The sequence below is a fragment of the Chamaesiphon sp. VAR_48_metabat_403 genome, from assembly GCF_031422475.1.
Taxonomy (GTDB): Bacteria; Cyanobacteriota; Cyanobacteriia; order Cyanobacteriales; family Chamaesiphonaceae; genus Chamaesiphon.
Window position 1 is genome coordinate 1 of record NZ_JANPLS010000017.1, and the last position, 17,067, is coordinate 17,067.

Sequence of the window (17,067 nt, forward strand, 5' to 3'; positions counted from 1 at the left end):
GTGGAGATGGGATATGGGAGATGGGAGAGTAAGGAGTAAGGAGTAAGAAGTAAGAAGTAAGGAGTAGAAAAATCCCCTCCAGGGAGGCTACCGTGTATACACATCTTTGGTGAGAAGCGAAATTGGTTTGAATCCCCCTAAATCCCCCTTTCCAAGGGGGACTTTGACCGGATCTGAGCAAGCTGCTTGGTTCGCTACACTGTCGGGGAACCCGAACAGTTCGCGCATCCGCTTTTTAAGGGGGTTTGGGGGATTCAGATCTCGAAACGAAGTCTAACCAACTTGTGTATACACCGTAGCCAGGGAGGGGTGCCCGTAGGGCTACTGGTCGGGTGGGGTGGGTAGATCTTCGCTAAAACCTAATACCTTTAAAGAATTTTTTCCAATCCATATACTAGTGATTTTAAGTCTAAAATCTTGCGGATGGCGAGGATGACTCCGGGCATATAGCACGATCGATTGGTGGTATCGTGGCGGAGGAGGTAGATTTCGCCAGGAGCACCGAAGATAATTTCTTGATGGGCGATGTAGCCAGGAAGTCTGATGCTATGAATGCGGATATTTTCGTCGGCGATACAGCCTCTAGCACCTGCAATTTTTTCGGATTCGGTGACGCTAGGCGGGTTGAAGGTTTTGCCGAGTTCGCCGAGTAGTTGGGCCGTTTGGATGGCGGTACCGCTGGGTGCGTCGGCTTTTTGGTTGTGGTGGAGTTCGATAATTTCGACGTGCTCGAAAAATTTAGCGGCTTGAATGGCGGCTTGCTGCATTAAAATTACCCCGATCGAGAAATTGGGGATAATTAAGCAACCAGTACTCGCTTTGTCGGCAAATTCGGCTAGTTCCTGAATTTGGTTGGTACTCAACCCTGTCGTACCGACTACCGGACGCACGCCATAAGCGATCGCAGATCGCACGTTTTCGTAGATACTGTCAGGATGGGTAAAATCGACCATCACGGCGGGTTCTTTTTCTTGAGATGCCATCGCGAGGATTGCTTGGAGATCGTTCATTACAGGTATCTCTAAGGCTCCACAGCCAGCGATTTCGCCGATATCTTCACCCAGTAGCTTGGGATTGCGATCGATCGCGCCCAGTAATACCAGATCTGGGGCGTTAGCGACGGCTTTAATGACTTCTAGTCCCATTTTTCCCGCCGCACCATTGACGACGACTGGAATTGGCGATTTTTCGATCATGCTAATATTTTCTCTTGCTGGCAACTCTACATTGCTTATTATGACATCGAAAGACTTGCTCCCCGATCTGTGAGATTGGTGTTGCAACTAAATTTCTTGTTGAGAGGGTGTCTGATATTTAACGCTACTCCCAATCTTTAGATTTTTGTAGCACGAGATCGCGTAAAAGTAGGGTTGTATTCTGTTAAGCTAATAACGATCGACTGACGAAAAATGTAAATTTAGCTGGAAGCTAGCAGACCATTTATTCTAGATTATTTATAGAAATCTGCTGTCAGCACTTCTCGATCGAACCAGGATGAATTGTGATTATATTGGTATAAAAAATCTTAACGATGAAAAAAATCTTAGTTGTCGAAGATAGTCAATCTGAAAGAGAATTGATAACCATTTATTTACAAAATAACAATTATCAGGTCATCTCTACAAATAATGCTACCGAGGGGATGGAATTAGCCGCACATCAAAAACCAGATGCGATTATTACAGATATTACGATGGATGGAGTGAATGGTTTTGAGTTTTGTAGGCTATTAAAAGTTTATCCAGAGACCGAGCCGATTCCGATTATTGCTTGTACGGCCCGCGATCGTGATTTAGATCGCATGTGGGGGCAAAAACAGGGGATCGATGTTTACATTACCAAACCATATACCGAACGGGATCTCATTAGCGCGCTCGAATCGATCTTTAATTAGCGATCGCCATTTCAGTTTAAAATAACATTCCAGATAAAGTATCGATACTAGTATTTAGATCGATTAAATCTATCATCTGCTGATATTGCTCGGAGTTGCCTTGCGCCTGAAATAGTTGAGCGGCATGTTGCCAATCAGCAACGCCTTCTCGTTCGCCATATAATTCCCGATAGGCAAAACCGCGATTAGAATAAGCAAGGGCAAAATCTGGCTTTAATTCGATCGCATGGCTATACTCACCAACTGCCACAGCGTAATTTTTCATCGAACTATATAGGTTTCCCCGCCGATAATAAGCGATTGTCAGTTTGGGATCTAGTTCGATAGCGCGATTATAATCAGAGAGGGCTGGTGTTTCTTTTCCTAACTTATAATAAGCATCACCCCGACAGCAAAAAGCTAACGCGATCTGAGGATGAAATTGAATTGCTAGCGTGTACTCGACGATCGCACCTTGATAGTCGCAATTTTTATATTTGGCTTTAGCTGACAACAATATATCACCAGCATCTACAATTGCAGTCGAGCTATTTTCCCGTTCGAGCATATTTTTGCTTTGTACTCATTAATCAAATGTAAGTTAAGGTATTTAAATCGCAATCGGTACAAATACTGGCTTCATTATGGTGACATTGCGATTACGATAATTTACCAAGTCTTGGCGGCAAGGGGTAGATTCCAAGCAAGTTCGATCCTCGATTCAATCTAAATTTTTGTAAATGAATCGATACTTTTATGCATGTTTTGAATTAATCATTGTCGAGCCGATCGTTATCGGTTTCGACATAATTTTTACTGTTTAATTGGGCGATCGCCTGTCGATCGTACCAGCCAGGAGATCGATCTGGGTGCTTGATTTTAAGTTGAGACACCAGCCATTGCGCCTGCGCGCGATCTCCACCGCATAATGATAATAATTCTGGTGAGATGGTTAATGGTTGAGTGGGTGCGGCTGGCTTAGGTTTGCTCGTCGGTACGGACGATCGATTCTGAATTAGTTCGAGCGATTGTCGCTCGCGAAGATCTCGTTCTGTTTCCATCAACCGAGCATACGCGCTGGTACCAACAATTCCTTTCCATAAGTAGAAAAAGATAATTCCAGCTATTGGCGCGGCTGTAGGCGGAAATCGACCAGAAAATATTTGCAGTAGTTTAGATAATAAGAAGTAGCCAAACATAAGCTTCGCACAAAGCGGATTATTTCGCCCAATGCCATAGCCCAGCCCAAACATTAAGATTACATCTAAAATATTCCAACCGCTATCGGGTACGCCACGAGTTATTTGTACCGCCCAAACCATTGTTGATAAGCCACCGATAACCATCGTGGTGTAAAAGGCACTCAGGATCTGCTGGCGAGCGATGGCGACATTTTTTTGATGTTCGAGAAGCTGGGCATCGGAAATAAGGGGATGATCGAGCAGCGTTGGGGGTGTCATTAGATGAGTGAATGAAGAGTGTACTTCTAACATTCACAAAAATCACCCAGATTCGATCGCTCGAATACAAATATTTTACATAGTGGGGAGAGGGGGAGCGAAAAGTGCGGTCTTGGGGCGAAAATCCAAAATCCGAAATGGTGTAATTTATGGAGATTGACGATCGACATTAAAGGCTTGTGCTAAAACCGTTAGCTCTTGGGCGCGGCGCGCATAGGGTTCGAGTCGATCGATTTCCCATCCCGTTAATACTTGCATTGCTTCGATTGTCAATCCTCTCATGAGCATCTCTACACACCATGTCGCTTGAGTTTGGGCGATCGTCGGTAGCTCTCCCGTCGAGGTCATAATTTCACCGATCGAGTGTTGCCACAGTTGGTGCAAATCTGCCTCAGTTAATGCAGTTCCATCGGCATTGATAAATAAAGCCGGATTAACATCTTTGCGGCTTCTGAGCCATTGTGTGAGGGGATTTTTGAGATAGGAACCGTAGCGTTTGCCCATAATCCACTGATTGACAGGCACTTGGCGCACCGAGCCGTGAGTTATTTGTAATAATTGCCGATCGCTACTGCTCAGATGATGCGATCGAGTTAAAAAAATAATCTCATTGGCACTTAATCCCGCTCCGAATAATACGTATCCCAGCGCGTAAGTTTGGAGGCTGTGTTTTTTAGCTTGTTGCAGAATTTGATGCACGATTGGTTCGGGTAAATCGAGGGCGATATCTTGACTAGCCGCGCTTTCGACTCGCACTGGTGCGATTTGTTGCGGATTTCCCGCCACTGCCCCGGCAATAAATAAAGCGACAACTCGATCTAAAAAATCCGATCGATCGCGCCACAAACCATGAAATTCACTAGTTAGTTCGATCGTTGCATAGCCGAATAATAATGTGTGTAATAAACTTGTCAATTGTTCGATCGGTAATTGTAAATCTGGCTGCGATTCGCCGATATTGGTTTTTAAATACTTCGCGACGCGGCGATTGGCACGATCGAAACTACGTCCCAAGCCTTGGCGGTTTTCGATCGAGTATTGCCCCGATTCGCCAACCAGAGAGCGAATGACAGCGGGAGTTTGTTCTAGTGCTTGCAGACAGGTATTGGCATATTCTCTGAGCATTTGCGCCAAACTACTGGCTGGGGGCAATTCTGTCACCAAACTTTGCCCTAATTGTGCGAAGACATCTGCATCTTCGATGACTGCGAGTAGCAACCCATGTTTATTGCCAAATTGACGAAACAAGGTGACTTCGTTTACTTGTGCTAGTTCGGCAATCTGCTTGGTGGTAGTCTCACTTACCCCTTGGCTGGCAAATAATTCGATTGCTGCTTGAATGATTTTTTGACGGGTGAGGTTGCGGGAAGATGTCATGGAGTAAGGGTTCTATGAGCTAACTGAGTAGCAATTATCCAAGCGTAGCGGCGGCGTTAACGATCCTAATGCAAGTATCACTTGCATAACTTGAAAAAGGTTGTTAAGATATAAATGCAAGCGTTACTTGCAAAACCTCTTTCCACTATACCTAGATGCGGAACCAGTGTCCAAGAATTAGGGGTTAGGGATTAGCGATTCGCGCACGCCTTTGTGCCCTGACTGTTTGCATTTCAAGACAGCGGCAAGTGCATTTTGGGGAAAACTCCAAGTACGGCATGTTGCGAAGACAAGCAAATTAAGACAGGGATTATGTGTGGGGTGAGATCTGACTAGAGAATTAAAATTTAGTGCCTCAAACCCAACACCCAAAGACGAACACTCAAAGACTAAAACCTAACCAATCAACTATTTTATGACTGCTAATTCGATCGCAAAGCTTGGGCACAGCCCCAGCGAGAATGAGTTACAAGAACGGGATACGACACCATTAAGCTGGGTAAATGTCATCTTTTTTGGTTCGTTTCACCTAGTTGCATTACTGGCACCTTGGTACTTTAATTGGTCTGCACTAGGAGCGGCAATTTTTCTACATTGGCTATTTGGATCGATCGGAATTTGCTTGGGATTTCATCGCTTGCTGACACATCGCAGTTTTAGCGTGCCCAAACCATTAGAGTATGTATTTGCAACTCTCGGCGCGTTAGCACTCCAAGGCGGCCCGATTTTTTGGGTGGGCGGACACCGACAGCACCACCTCTATACCGAAGATTGGGATAAAGATCCCTACTCGGCAAAACGGGGATTCTGGTGGAGTCACATGTTATGGATTTTCTATCCTAAGGCCAATTTTTTCAACTTCGATGAATACAAGCGCAACGCGCCAGATTTAGCGAAAGATGCTTATTATGTGTGGCTAGATAAGTATTTCTTGTTATTGCAAATTCCAGTCGGATTGCTACTGTATGCGATCGGCGGTTGGTCGTTTGTAATTTATGGTGTAGCTGTCCGTGCGGTGATTTTATGGCACAGTACTTGGCTGATTAATTCTGCCAGTCACATTACTGGTTATCGCACCCACGAGTCGGATGATAACTCTCGCAATCTCTGGTGGGCGGCGTTGTTAACTTACGGCGAAGGCTGGCACAACAATCACCACGCTTATCCTAATGTTGCCAAAGGTGGTTGGCAGTGGTGGGAAATCGATATGACTTGGTGGTCGATTAAATTATTACAACAGCTCGGTTTGGCAAAACGAGTAATTTTACCACCGACAAATTAATCGACTTAAAAATCTCGCTGTTTGAGGTAGATAGTAGGGGCAATTCATGAATTGCCCCTACTATCTCAGGGTAAGGACAGCATAATCGAACGTCATTTTACATCTACCAAACTGCAAGTTTGAGGAGAGCGCACTAATAAGCCATATTCAATCCCTTGGGCGACAGCTTGATAGGATGCTTCAAGGATATTATCAGAAACCCCGATCGTCGTCCATCGATGCAGTCCATTACTCGACTCTACTAAAACGCGAGTTACTGCCGAAGTTCCCGCACCGCCGTCGATAATTCGCACCTTATAGTCGGTGAGATAGCATTTATTTAACTCTGGATAAAATTGACTTAGGGCTTTGCGTAAGGCGGCATCTAGAGCCGATACTGGGCCATTTCCTTCGGCAGCTTCGAGAATATTTTGTCCATCGACGGCGATTTTAATTGTCGCGAGGGAGTGATGTTGGGTGGCATTAGCATAGTCTCTTTTCGGGAGAATTGCGCAATGTACCTGAAAATCTTGGATGGTAAATAACGTCGAGGTTTGTCCTAAAATTTCGCGCATTAATAGTTCAAAACTCGCCTCGGCTCCTTCAAATTGATAGCCTTGATATTCTAATTCTTTGAGTTTGGCTAAAATTTGGCGGGTACGCGGATCTTCTTTAGTAAGTGTCAATCCCATGGCGTTGGCTTTAATTAACACGTTACTCAATCCCGATTGTTCGGAAATTGCAATGCGGCGTTCGTTGCCGACTTGGGTGGGGGCGATATGTTCGTAGGTGAGCGGGTTGCGTTCGACAGCAGAGACGTGGATGCCACCTTTATGGCTGAAGGCACATTTACCGACGAAGGCGGCGTAATCATTGGGGGCGACGTTAACGACTTCGCTGACGAATCTACTTACCTGTGTCAGGCGGGTGAGATTGGTGTCGGGGAGACAGGAGTAGCCGAGTTTGAGTTGGAGATTGGGAATAATCGAGCAGAGATTGGCATTACCGCAGCGTTCGCCATAGCCGTTGATGGTGCCTTGTACCATTGTCGCGCCACTAGTCACCGCTGCGATCGCATTGGCTACGGCTAGTTCGCAATCATTGTGCGAGTGGATGCCAAATTGAAGCTGTCGCTGAGGATCGAGAGTATTAGTTACGTCGCTGACAATTTGGGTAATTTCTTGGGGCAGCGTCCCCCCATTAGTATCGCAAAATACCAGCCAATCCGCACCAGCCGCGACCGCAGTTTGCAAAGTTTGAAGCGCGTATGCGGGATTTGCCTTGTAACCATCGAACCAATGTTCGGCATCGTAAATTACGCGCCTACCTTGAGAAATTAGGTACTCGATCGAGTCGCGAATCATCTCCAGATTCTCGGCTAAATCGGTCTTTAAGCCCTCAGTAACATGCAGATCCCATGATTTACCAAAAATCGTCACCCACTGCGTTCCAGCGGCTAGAATCGCGGCTAGCATTTTATCTTCAGCCGCCAATCCACCAGGGCGACGGGTAGAGCAAAACGCAACTACTTGCGCCTGAGTTAACGGTTCTAGCTGCAACCGTCGAAAAAATTCCCCATCTTTAGGGTTAGCACCCGGCCAACCACCTTCAATCCACGGTACGCCTAATTTGTCGAGTTGTCTGGCAATTTTGAGTTTATCTTCAACCGATAAAGTCAATCCTTCTCTCTGCGCGCCATCGCGAAGCGTCGTATCGTAGATGTGAATCATGGAGGAGTATTGCCTTGTTGTTGACATAGTTTAGCTGCTTGGTTCATGTCAAATAATACTCTTTGACGATCGTACCGATCGTTGAATTGCCCAATCTGATACCAAGCTCAGCGAAACCTTTAACTACCCGCCTGACTCAATTATACCCGATCTTGCTACTTACTTTCTCTTAGTTGCAATTCCCATCTTCACTCCTGGAATTTGGCGAACTCGATCCATTACCGCAACTACTTGTCCGTGTCCGACTTTTTCATCGGCATTAATTACCACTAGCGATTCCTGATTTTTAGCCCCTAGTGCCTGAATTTTAGGCGTTAAGCTAGCTAAATCTGTCGGTTGACGGTTGAGAGCGATCGCCCCTTGAGGATCGATCGTCACGACAATTTTAGTCTGATCTTGAGTTTTACCAGAACTTGCACCAGGAAGATTGACGGGCAATCCTTCAGTCCGACTTAGTAATAGGGATGTCATTACAAAAAAGGTTAAAATTGCGAAGATAACGTCCATCAATGGAACGATATTTACTTCAGGCGCACGATCGTCGGTGTCAGTTAATAATCGCATGTTTGTAAAGTTATGATTGATAAAATGAACATTGAAGTAAACAGGGGTAATTCATGAAATACCCCTGTTTTAAAATCGAACGATAGTTGCAAATTTATTTAACTAACGATGATTACTGTTGCCAATTACGACGGTGGATTAATTCTAATTGACCTGTAGATTCTTGGATTTGAGACATTTGCCGTTGGTATAGTGCCCGAAATAGATTCGCACAAAGAGAAGCCATCACGGCAACAATTACGCCTGTTGCCGTACTAATTAAAGCTTCAGCAATACCGCCGACTACGTTATTAGAACCAGCCCCAACGCTTTGACCAATTTTTAGAGAAGAGAATGAAGCGATTAAGCCTGTTACCGTACCCAAAAGTCCCAGCAGTGGAGCTAAACCAATAATCGCGTCAAAAATATCGATAAATCTCCGCAAGATCGGAATTTCGGCATGAGCTTCGCTCTCTAGTGCCAACCGAAATTCGTCAGGTGTCGCATCTTTTAGCCCGATTGCCGCCATAAAGATTCTGGCGATCGGTAGATCTTGTTCGCGTTCGAGTCGATCGATGACCAGTGGCGATCCATTCTGATATAAATCTAATACTGCCCTAATCATCGGCTTCTCTCTACGACCGATTTTAGTCCAGAAATACATTCTTTCGATTCCCAGGGCAATCGTGAGGATCGAACCAAGTAGCAGCGGGTACATTACCGCGCCACCTGCATTAAAAGTCTTAATAAAGTCGTCCATATTATTGCATTTTCCCCGCTTTCCAAGTTCCTTCTATTTTACTACCGTTGGCAGCAGTTAATACTCCTTTGCCATCGCGATCGCCATCTTTAAATTCGCCAGTAAATTGTTCGCCACCTCTATATTTACAGGTAGCTGTACCGTTTAGTTCGCCATTGCTAAATTCTCCCTCACAACGATTACCACCCGTGACGATCGCGCCTTTGCCAGCAAATTTACCGTCTTTAAATTGTCCGGTATAACTATCGCCATTTCTAAATTTATACGCACCAGAACCATTAAACTTACTACTGACAAAATCACCTGTATAGTTATCGCCACTGACTAGAGTTAAAGATCCTTTGCCACTCGGCGCACCATTTACAAACGGCCCAGTGTAAATGTTACCATTTTTATATTTGCGCGTACCTGTCCCTGCAAATTGTCCGGCTTTAAAGTCGCCAGTATAGGTACTCTTATCGGCAAAAGTCATGGTACCTTTACCGTCTGGCTTATCATTAGCTAGATTACCCTGATAACTATTGCCATTTTTGTATTCGCAAGTACCAGCTCCATTGAGTTGAGTATTAGTCGCGATTCCGGTACAGCGATCGCCATTTTTGAAAGTAAATGTCCCCTTACCTGCGGGAGAGCCATTTTTGAATTCGCCCTGATAACCGCCGCCACCAGCAGCAAGATAGTTACCAATACCATTGGGTTCGCCCTTGACAAAATCGCCTTCATAGCGATCGCCATCTGGATAAGTTCTTACTCCTTTACCCTCAATTTGACCGTCTTTAAATGTGCCTTGATAGCTGCCACCAGCGGCAAATGTATACTTGCCAGTTCCAGAAAACTTACCATCTTTAAAAGCTCCAGTATAGGTATCTTTGCTGGCATATTTACAAGTAGCTTGCCCGTTTAAAACTCCCTTGCTAACCTCGCCCTCGCACTTACTCCCATCGAGTAATGTGATGCTTGCCGCGATCGCTAAGTGAGCTTGAGACAGTGAAACTGCAACTCCAATTGCACTCGTAATTAATATTTTGAAATAATTCATATAACCCAAATAACTTTGTATCTAAAAAATATTCTGGTATCGGTACTAAAAATGCCGAAAATTATCGAGCGGTTTTGCTATTACTAGCAACCTAATCATCCCGATCGTGCTAATCATCATAATCATAGTAATATATTCGCCTTGACTACTCGTTCGACAATTTTGCCGGGAGGGCTAAATTGCATTTGTTTGACTCCATTAATCACAACTCGATCGATTGTCGAATTACCGCTAGATTTGGCGACACTCGCTCTGGTGACATTACCTTTGGGATCGATCGCGATCTTAATCCGTAATTTATCCTTACCACCGTCGCGATCTTCTAAATCTACCAGTCCGCTAATTTCGCATCTTTTAATACATTGCAAGCCAAACACGCCACCACCCGCATCGTCACCGTCGCTATTCCCTGGATTAGGTTTCAAGCCAGCACCTGGCTCGGCTCTAGCACTGTTCCAACTCTTGCCTGGAGCGACACCAGCAGGATCGCCATCGCTAGTATTACTACTAGGAGCGTTCCCTGCTAATCTGGTGCCTAGCTTTCCGCCGCTAGTAGGTTTACCTGCCAATCCTGACTGGTTGTTACTGGAGCCTGCAAAGTCGTCGGCGGTAGGTGTTTTAATTTTGCTCGGTGCGATTTCCCCAAAGTTATCGTCAGTAGAAGAGCTAGTATTATTTCCGGCTAATCTACCAGCTAACTTGGTATTATTAACGGGGTTGCCAGTCAAGCCCGACTGGTTGTTACTGCTAGGAGCGATGTCTTCAGTCGGCGCATTAACTTTGCTCGGTGTCACCTGCCCAAAATCTTGCTCCTGAGTTGGTGTGGGGGTATCCGTCGAGCGGGCGGCAAGTTGGCGATTGGGTGAGTTGCTCGCTAACCCCGATTGATTTTCACCGATGGGCGTTCCCGGTTGAGGCTCTGTGACTATTTTCTGCTGTTTTGGTTGAGAAGCTACCTTTTGCTTGGGTGCTACCGGAGTTTTCGCTGCTGGTTGTGGCGATTTAAATAGTTGTTCGGGAAAAGCTGGTGGAATTACAGGCGTTGGCTGTGGAGCGATTTGTTTGGGTACGGGTTTACTAACTGGTTTGGCGGGTTGACGATCGACGAGATTATCGAGCGATGCGGCTGTCTTGACGATCGGGATTGGTTTAGCAGCAACTGGTTTTGGCTCTAATTTAGCGGGTACCTTAACGATCGGGACTGGTTTCGGCTCTGCCTTGACGATCGGGACTGGTTTTGGCGTGGGCGCAGGTTTGACTGGCGGCGGCTCTGGCGCGGTATCCACCATCGTAATTTCCATCGGTTCGTCAATCGCCACGACGGGTTTCCACCAATGAGCGACTCCAGCGAACGCAGCAACGTGAAATGCCAGTGAGCCACCTACCCCAGCCAGTAAGATCGTCAACAGATTTTTGTCGGCATTCCGTCTGGATGTGGCACTGAAACTCGATTGTTTCATAATTCTTAGAGTTTACAGACAAAGTTATAACTATTGACATATTATCACAAATCTTTTTAACTAAGGTCAAGCATTTTCACTTAATTAAATCTGACGCTCGATCGGCTAGAACACTCTGGTAAAAGCATTTACAGGATTACCCGATTTCTGAAATTTGTCATGACTCAGTAATAATGCCGAACAAATATTTGCGATAAGTTATCAACAATTTGTGCTTATATTGCCACAGCTACTGTTAAAACTGAATATTATTGGCAAGGCGAAGGGGAATTTACTTAGGATTGCAAGTATCGATCGGTACAGAGTCTCTCCACTTCATGCGAGCAATCGTTCAGTAAGTAGCAACTTGGATCGATTACTTTGACTCGATCGACAGGTGGTAATTAACTCTAGAGATAATTGCTGGAATCTGAGAAATACTCACATTCCGATAGCTAGATTGACGATCCAGTGGCGAGGCTGCTGAATCGGCGGTTTTGCCAACAGGTAAAACTACTAAATTAGGAGCTTGCTTGCAACATTTAAGACAACCAGTGGTTTTCAAAGTCACCCGATCGTCTAAATCATGACTACTTAGTTGTGCTACCAAAGCCGAGTAGATTTCTTTGCCACCATTGTTGTGACAGTGTGACTTTTGACAAATGAGAATCTTAACTTTTGGCTCGTTCTCAGGAGACGATCTCGTTGGCTCAGTTGCTCCGGCGGAGAATCTAGCTAATAGTGGAGATCGATCTGCCGCAGTCGCTGGCGTAGCTTCGACTTTTTCAATTGCCGATGCCTTGAATTTCCCATCTTTTTGGATGCCTTCACAACGAAGACGATCGCCAATGGCTAACCGATAAACCATCGCCAATCTGAGCTGCTTAGGCACCTTGATGATGATATCTCGGTCTGCGGTTCTGAGGCGCAGATATTTAAGCTTGTAACCATCGATCGCGCAAACTCCTAAAAATTCGCCCTCTAGCTGAAAATAAGCTTCATTAGTCATTAAGTAATTCACTGTCATGGCTATTCTCGTTCTGAAAGGCGATGCCAACAGCTTGTAGATTGAAACAGCGATTCAACAAATCGATCGATTGACTGCGCCCGTTGGCAAAGCCTCCGCCATGCGGAATCGATTGCTGTCGTGTCACGCTCCAAACTTGAATTGCCGCTGTGGGCGTGTTCACTGTTACTACTAAAAGCTGCCCGGTGGAACATTCACAAGGAATTTCTAACTCTTGAAGACGACGATGTATCTGCCAGCGATCGCCCCAAGCTGTGTCGATGATGAAAATCCAGTCTGAATCATTTACTTGTTCCATTTTGATGGGGATTCTCGTTTCTAGAGGCTACGCCAAAGATGCTTGTGCTTAAATCTAGAATACCCTAAATGATAATTTGAAGCAACAAGTTAATATTTATGTTTGCATCGATCGACATTAATTCTGGCTAAAAACCTTTGAAAATGTCTGAAAGCTTAGATTACAGACGAATAGATCGCACTGTAGCTGTTAGTAAAACTTATCGATAGTGAATTTACTCGAACGATTGCTGGTGGGTGAAGATTAGCAATGACAAGGTTTACAGTGGACCCCTCGACCAGAACTACTCGTGTTAAAGTATCTAATTAATAGTACTTTTCTAGACCGATCGGTAGTCATTAGTTGTAACCTCAGCAGTCTAGTCTTAAAAAGTTAACCTTGATAATAGAGAGCGAGAAATTTATGACAACAGCACAGAGCTTAATGCGGGGATTTGGTGAAGTCGGAGCTAATGTCGTGGGATTAGATCTCACGGTAACCGAGCCAGTCTGTGAGGGATTAAACATCGCTTTGGCAAGTTTTCAGGCTTTATATTTGCAATATCAAAAGCATCACTTTGTGGTCGAAGGCGCAGAATTTTACTCGCTGCACGAGTTTTTTGAAGATAGCTATGGACAACTCAAAAGTCACGCTCATGATGTTGCCGAACGCTTAGATGGCTTAGGCGGAGTCCCTGCGGCTAGTTTTACCAAGTTGGCAGAACTTTGTTGTTTCACTCCTGAAGCCGATGGTGCCTTTAACTGTCGGACGATGTTAGAAAATGACTTGGTGAGCGAACAAGCAATTATCGCGCTGATCCGCAGCCAAGCCAGTCAAGCTGAAAGTTTGGGCGATCGTGCGACACGGTATCTATACGAGCAAATTTTGCTAAAAACTGAAGAAAGAGCCTATCATATCGCTCACTTTTTAGCTCCCGATACCTTGGTTAGATCTCTAAGTTAAAAGTTAAAAACTTTGTAGACTCTTCGCTGGGGGTACTCAGCCAAGCCGCATAGGGTCGATCGGGGAAGATATTGATGATAGCGGTGGGCTTGGAAGGCGATATTGCCGAGTTTGCGGGCGTTTATGGTTATCTCCGACAATGGATGTGTGCGCTCGATCGGATTGCAACTCGGCGGCGATCGGTGCGGGAGTAAGGTTAGATGGATCGATCGACAGAGTGTTCCATAATAGCTAAGAGTTCGCGATCGATTAAATTTTCGTGCTGCTGAATCAGCAACCACTCCTGTCCTTTGGGACAACGGAGCAAGGCATCGATGAGATTGAGACGATGGTTATCCATTTTGCTTTCTCCTGCGTCGATCGCGATTCCGCTGTCGCGGACGCGATGCGAACGACAAGATAAATTATTGGCTGAATATCTACTGCCTTACTTTTTGCCAGCGATGTCATAAACCAAACTAAGATCTGGGTTTTCAGCGAGTGAGTCTCGCGTTTTTGCTGCTTCAATTTCAGCGAGTTGGCGTTCGAGTTGAGCGCGAACTTCGTAGCGATAATTAAAGAAATGTTCGCCCACCCCTAACGTCGTGATATAGTCATATAGCAATTGCGGTTTGAAGATAGTAATAACTAATAATTGCCACCAGAAATAGAAGCGCGTATTTCGCATTACTCCCTGTTTCCAGCAAAGTTTGCTAAACAAACTGACTTCATGGGCGGTAATCGGACGGCGACTTTTACCGCGCCAGCCATTCATCATCATAAAACAGCGAAACGTGCGTTTTAAGTAGGCGAGCGGCTCATAGATTTGCCAAAAGGCATCGATATATTCGGTAGTAATTTCTGCCACTGGGCGGGTGGGAATAAAATTCATAATCGCTCCCTGATGGACAGTCGCCAAACCTTCAGTCAATCTACCTTCCCGTTCTAACCGTTGCCACATTTCGGTATTTTGTAAAGCTTGCAATAAGCTGAATTGACCTTGGGGAATATTGGCAGCTTCGATAAACGTGCGAATCCGATCGCCAGCTCCCGCCCGTTCGTTATCGAAACCCATAATGAAACCAGACATAATTTGTAAGCCCTTGCGGGTAATTTTATGGCAGGATTCGAGCAGAGATTGACGGGTATTTTGAATTTTATGAATGCCTAAGAGACTATCGGTATCGGGTGTTTCTATTCCCATAAAGACGATTGTAATTCCTGCTTTTACCATCAGCTCGATTAACTCATCATCTTCAGCTAAATTTAGCGATGCTTCGGTGATGAGAATAAATGGATAATTCCTGGCTTCCATCCAGGGAATTAACTCTCTTAAAAATACCTTGGCATTGCGTTTGTTGCCGATAAAATTATCATCGACGAGAAATACATACCGATGCCAACCCATTTGATAGAGTACTTCTAATTCGGCTAACATCTGAGCGGGCGTTTTGGTGCGCGGTTTGCGTCCGTACAGATTGATAATGTCGCAAAATTCGCACTGGAACGGACAACCGCGCGAAAATTGGACAGTCATGGCTAAATAAGCATCTACATCTAGCAAATCGAAGCGGGGAATCGGGGTTTGGGTTAGATCTGGTTTCTGGGCACTCCGAAATATACCCGAACATTCACCCCGCTCTAGCGCAGCTAAAAATAGGGGTATGGTACATTCCCCTTCATCTAAAATCAGATAATGCGCGCCAGCTTGTTGGGCGACTGCGGGAATTGAAGTGGGAAATGGCCCACCGACGGCGACTCTTTTACCTAACTTAATACCGCGATCGATTAAACTACAAAAATCGGCTTTCTGAACGATCATCGCTGAAATAATTACCAGCTCGCACCAGTCCCAATCGGCAGCAGTTTCGGGACGAACGTTGCGATCGAACAAGCGGATTTCCCAATCCTGGGGCAACATAGCGGCGATGGTAATCAAACCCAAGGGTGAATTGGTCGATCTCAAACCTGCCAAATCTAAGGTCTCTTGATAAGACCAGAAGGAATTGGGCATTTGTGGCCATAAAAGTAATGTTTTCATCAGTATTTTAAAATCTACATAAGGTTGATTTCTACTTAGATCGCTTTAGCTCAATTAGGTTGTAACTTAATCAAAGTTGGTATCCCCATAGCGTCACGAATCTGCACCGCCAGCATGATGCCGTTGGCATCCTGTCCGGTTAATACCTCTTTGGGGGCATCGACGGTATGAGCGTAAGTTACCTCATCTTTACCAGTTTCGTTCGCGAAGCGTCGGCTTTGCCGAATCGTCAATTTATTGCCCTTTTGAGGCGGATCGTAAACCATCGCCATCAAAGGTGCATTCTGAATCAGTTCTAAGTCACCGAGTTCCCCACCCAATATTTCAATTGATATATGTCGTCCACTATTACCATCAGAAAACTGGTCGAAAAACTCCAGCCACCGCTCTTCTGGGATAGATTTATTGATGTCAATCTTATTCATAATAGGATTTCTGCTGATGTAATAATTTTTATCAAAATTACGATTGAAAATCAGATGTTTCATTCGTAGATATTTAACTCTGATTTATATATCATCAAGTTGACACGAAACGGATGGGGGTTTTGTATTTCTAATTTTAAGTTGAAGATGTGAGGAACTTGTGAGGGCAATAAATTAGAAGGCGATCGATAGTTATGTGAAATCGAATGGTTCCCCTTCAATTAAAATAATCTGAGCAATCTATAATTAGCAACCGATCGTCTGCTACTGTAGTTTTACTCACAAGTTTCTCATATCGATCGTTTATCGTAAGATTGTCTCGCGGCGAGTTTATAAATATCGACCGCGATCCGATCGATCGAATTAAATTACCCCGTAGCAGTGCGTTCAGATAGAAGGTACGGTATGAGTAGTATTTTGAACTCAGACACGCTCGCAACAGAACTGCATACCGCAATCGCCGATTTACGTCAGGTCGATCCTCTGGTTGGCTTATTCCGGTTTATGACGATTGGCGCGATCGCGATTGGTTTAATGGCACTAGCCTGGTCAGTCAACAATCTGTTTGCATTCATGGCAATTACGGCAATCGCTGGCATCTTTTATCTGTTTGCATTCATGGCAATTACGGCAATCGCTGGCATCTTTTATGCGTTCTGGATTATCTGTAGTCACGATACGGTTCACCGCACCCTCACGGGCTGGCCGTGGTTTGAGACGATTTTGCCCCGTCTGACCACCTGGCCGATGTTCTGGCCCTATGGCACCTATACGCTGCTACATCGCTTGCATCACGGCTGGAATGGGATCGACCTGCGCGACCCAGAGCGCGTGCAGTGGACGCAAGATGAGTACCAGCGAGCAAATCCCCTT

General features: G+C 45.1%; 18 protein-coding genes. 4 read left to right on the top strand and 14 right to left on the bottom strand.

Features of this window, described 5'->3' with window-relative positions; all coding sequences use genetic code 11:
* Nucleotides 1–368 precede the first annotated feature (368 nt).
* Nucleotides 369–1,196 (bottom strand): 4-hydroxy-tetrahydrodipicolinate reductase, encoded by an 828-nt coding sequence (gene dapB / locus RMO79_RS00780; protein WP_310481138.1) that lies wholly within the window; start codon nt 1,194–1,196, stop codon nt 369–371.
* A 335-nt stretch (nt 1,197–1,531) separates the two neighbouring features.
* On the opposite strand from dapB, the gene RMO79_RS00785 reads away from it, so the two are divergent.
* Nucleotides 1,532–1,894 carry a response regulator gene (locus tag RMO79_RS00785; protein WP_310481139.1) on the top strand — a complete coding sequence of 121 codons (363 nt, stop codon included), beginning with the start codon at nt 1,532–1,534 and terminating at the stop codon, nt 1,892–1,894.
* Nucleotides 1,895–1,910: 16 nt separating this feature from the next.
* Here the strand turns inward: RMO79_RS00785 and RMO79_RS00790 are convergent, their stop codons facing one another.
* The 3 genes from RMO79_RS00790 to RMO79_RS00800 all read right to left on the bottom strand — a co-directional run bounded on the left by RMO79_RS00790 (nt 1,911) and on the right by RMO79_RS00800 (nt 4,710).
* Entirely contained in the window at nt 1,911–2,441 is a 531-nt protein-coding gene (locus RMO79_RS00790; protein WP_310481140.1) for a tetratricopeptide repeat protein, read from the bottom strand.
* Between the two features lie 202 nt (nt 2,442–2,643).
* The gene (locus RMO79_RS00795; protein ID WP_310481141.1) at nt 2,644–3,366 is read right to left on the bottom strand and encodes a hypothetical protein; all 723 of its coding nucleotides are present in this window, start codon (nt 3,364–3,366) and stop codon (nt 2,644–2,646) included.
* Nucleotides 3,367–3,480: 114 nt separating this feature from the next.
* The gene (locus RMO79_RS00800) at nt 3,481–4,710 is read right to left on the bottom strand and encodes a TetR/AcrR family transcriptional regulator (RefSeq protein ID WP_310481142.1); all 1,230 of its coding nucleotides are present in this window, start codon (nt 4,708–4,710) and stop codon (nt 3,481–3,483) included.
* Between the two features lie 415 nt (nt 4,711–5,125).
* Between RMO79_RS00800 and RMO79_RS00805 the strand changes: the two genes are divergently transcribed.
* Nucleotides 5,126–5,992 (top strand): fatty acid desaturase, encoded by an 867-nt coding sequence (locus RMO79_RS00805; protein WP_310481143.1) that lies wholly within the window; start codon nt 5,126–5,128, stop codon nt 5,990–5,992.
* Between the two features lie 92 nt (nt 5,993–6,084).
* Here RMO79_RS00805 and cimA read toward each other — a convergent pair whose 3' ends face one another.
* The 7 genes from cimA to RMO79_RS00840 all read right to left on the bottom strand — a co-directional run bounded on the left by cimA (nt 6,085) and on the right by RMO79_RS00840 (nt 12,807).
* Nucleotides 6,085–7,701 carry a citramalate synthase gene (gene cimA / locus RMO79_RS00810; protein ID WP_396136485.1) on the bottom strand — a complete coding sequence of 539 codons (1,617 nt, stop codon included), beginning with the start codon at nt 7,699–7,701 and terminating at the stop codon, nt 6,085–6,087.
* A gap of 159 nt (nt 7,702–7,860) precedes the next feature.
* Nucleotides 7,861–8,265 (bottom strand): biopolymer transporter ExbD, encoded by a 405-nt coding sequence (locus tag RMO79_RS00815; protein ID WP_310481145.1) that lies wholly within the window; start codon nt 8,263–8,265, stop codon nt 7,861–7,863.
* A gap of 112 nt (nt 8,266–8,377) precedes the next feature.
* The gene (locus RMO79_RS00820) at nt 8,378–9,004 is read right to left on the bottom strand and encodes a MotA/TolQ/ExbB proton channel family protein (protein WP_310481146.1); all 627 of its coding nucleotides are present in this window, start codon (nt 9,002–9,004) and stop codon (nt 8,378–8,380) included.
* Between the two features lies 1 nt (nt 9,005).
* A complete protein-coding gene (locus RMO79_RS00825; RefSeq protein WP_310481147.1) occupies nt 9,006–10,043 on the bottom strand; it encodes a hypothetical protein in 1,038 nt (345 codons plus the stop codon).
* 122 nt (nt 10,044–10,165) lie between these two features.
* A complete protein-coding gene (locus tag RMO79_RS00830) occupies nt 10,166–11,503 on the bottom strand; it encodes a TonB family protein (RefSeq protein WP_310481148.1) in 1,338 nt (445 codons plus the stop codon).
* A 355-nt stretch (nt 11,504–11,858) separates the two neighbouring features.
* Nucleotides 11,859–12,509, bottom strand: coding sequence for a (2Fe-2S) ferredoxin domain-containing protein (locus RMO79_RS00835; RefSeq protein ID WP_310481149.1), 651 nt, complete (start codon nt 12,507–12,509; stop codon nt 11,859–11,861).
* Nucleotides 12,484–12,807 carry an Asr1405/Asl0597 family protein gene (locus RMO79_RS00840; protein ID WP_310481150.1) on the bottom strand — a complete coding sequence of 108 codons (324 nt, stop codon included), beginning with the start codon at nt 12,805–12,807 and terminating at the stop codon, nt 12,484–12,486. The genes RMO79_RS00835 and RMO79_RS00840 overlap by 26 nt, the downstream gene beginning before the upstream one ends.
* A 402-nt stretch (nt 12,808–13,209) precedes the next feature.
* On the opposite strand from RMO79_RS00840, the gene RMO79_RS00845 reads away from it, so the two are divergent.
* Nucleotides 13,210–13,749, top strand: a complete 540-nt coding sequence (locus RMO79_RS00845; RefSeq protein ID WP_310481151.1) for a Dps family protein — start codon at nt 13,210–13,212, stop codon at nt 13,747–13,749.
* Between the two features lie 196 nt (nt 13,750–13,945).
* Here RMO79_RS00845 and RMO79_RS00850 read toward each other — a convergent pair whose 3' ends face one another.
* The 3 genes from RMO79_RS00850 to RMO79_RS00860 form a co-directional block, all read right to left on the bottom strand.
* On the bottom strand, nt 13,946–14,089 hold the full coding sequence (locus RMO79_RS00850; protein ID WP_310481152.1) for a hypothetical protein: 144 nt from the start codon (nt 14,087–14,089) through the stop codon (nt 13,946–13,948).
* Between the two features lie 87 nt (nt 14,090–14,176).
* Entirely contained in the window at nt 14,177–15,769 is a 1,593-nt protein-coding gene (locus RMO79_RS00855) for a B12-binding domain-containing radical SAM protein (RefSeq protein ID WP_310481153.1), read from the bottom strand.
* 50 nt (nt 15,770–15,819) lie between these two features.
* A complete protein-coding gene (locus RMO79_RS00860; RefSeq protein ID WP_310481154.1) occupies nt 15,820–16,194 on the bottom strand; it encodes a DUF5335 family protein in 375 nt (124 codons plus the stop codon).
* A gap of 405 nt (nt 16,195–16,599) precedes the next feature.
* Here RMO79_RS00860 and RMO79_RS00865 point away from each other — a divergent pair.
* Nucleotides 16,600–17,067: fatty acid desaturase (locus tag RMO79_RS00865; protein WP_310481155.1), on the top strand; the 468-nt coding region annotated here is incomplete at its 3' end.

Excerpts from the sequence above, each read along its gene's own strand:
- RMO79_RS00830 (WP_310481148.1), bottom strand. The coding sequence starts at position 11,503 with ATGAAACAATCGAGTTTCAGTGCCACATCCAGACGGAATGCCGACAAA.
- RMO79_RS00820 (WP_310481146.1), bottom strand. The coding sequence starts at position 9,004 with ATGGACGACTTTATTAAGACTTTTAATGCAGGTGGCGCGGTAATGTAC.
- cimA (WP_396136485.1), bottom strand. The coding sequence starts at position 7,701 with ATGATTCACATCTACGATACGACGCTTCGCGATGGCGCGCAGAGAGAA.
- RMO79_RS00860 (WP_310481154.1), bottom strand. The coding sequence starts at position 16,194 with ATGAATAAGATTGACATCAATAAATCTATCCCAGAAGAGCGGTGGCTG.
- RMO79_RS00855 (WP_310481153.1), bottom strand. The coding sequence starts at position 15,769 with ATGAAAACATTACTTTTATGGCCACAAATGCCCAATTCCTTCTGGTCT.
- RMO79_RS00805 (WP_310481143.1), top strand. The coding sequence starts at position 5,126 with ATGACTGCTAATTCGATCGCAAAGCTTGGGCACAGCCCCAGCGAGAAT.
- RMO79_RS00835 (WP_310481149.1), bottom strand. The coding sequence starts at position 12,509 with ATGACAGTGAATTACTTAATGACTAATGAAGCTTATTTTCAGCTAGAG.
- RMO79_RS00850 (WP_310481152.1), bottom strand. The coding sequence starts at position 14,089 with ATGGATAACCATCGTCTCAATCTCATCGATGCCTTGCTCCGTTGTCCC.
- RMO79_RS00795 (WP_310481141.1), bottom strand. The coding sequence starts at position 3,366 with ATGTTAGAAGTACACTCTTCATTCACTCATCTAATGACACCCCCAACG.
- RMO79_RS00785 (WP_310481139.1), top strand. The coding sequence starts at position 1,532 with ATGAAAAAAATCTTAGTTGTCGAAGATAGTCAATCTGAAAGAGAATTG.
- RMO79_RS00845 (WP_310481151.1), top strand. The coding sequence starts at position 13,210 with ATGACAACAGCACAGAGCTTAATGCGGGGATTTGGTGAAGTCGGAGCT.
- RMO79_RS00840 (WP_310481150.1), bottom strand. The coding sequence starts at position 12,807 with ATGGAACAAGTAAATGATTCAGACTGGATTTTCATCATCGACACAGCT.
- RMO79_RS00825 (WP_310481147.1), bottom strand. The coding sequence starts at position 10,043 with ATGAATTATTTCAAAATATTAATTACGAGTGCAATTGGAGTTGCAGTT.
- RMO79_RS00815 (WP_310481145.1), bottom strand. The coding sequence starts at position 8,265 with ATGCGATTATTAACTGACACCGACGATCGTGCGCCTGAAGTAAATATC.
- dapB (WP_310481138.1), bottom strand. The coding sequence starts at position 1,196 with ATGATCGAAAAATCGCCAATTCCAGTCGTCGTCAATGGTGCGGCGGGA.
- RMO79_RS00800 (WP_310481142.1), bottom strand. The coding sequence starts at position 4,710 with ATGACATCTTCCCGCAACCTCACCCGTCAAAAAATCATTCAAGCAGCA.
- RMO79_RS00790 (WP_310481140.1), bottom strand. The coding sequence starts at position 2,441 with ATGCTCGAACGGGAAAATAGCTCGACTGCAATTGTAGATGCTGGTGAT.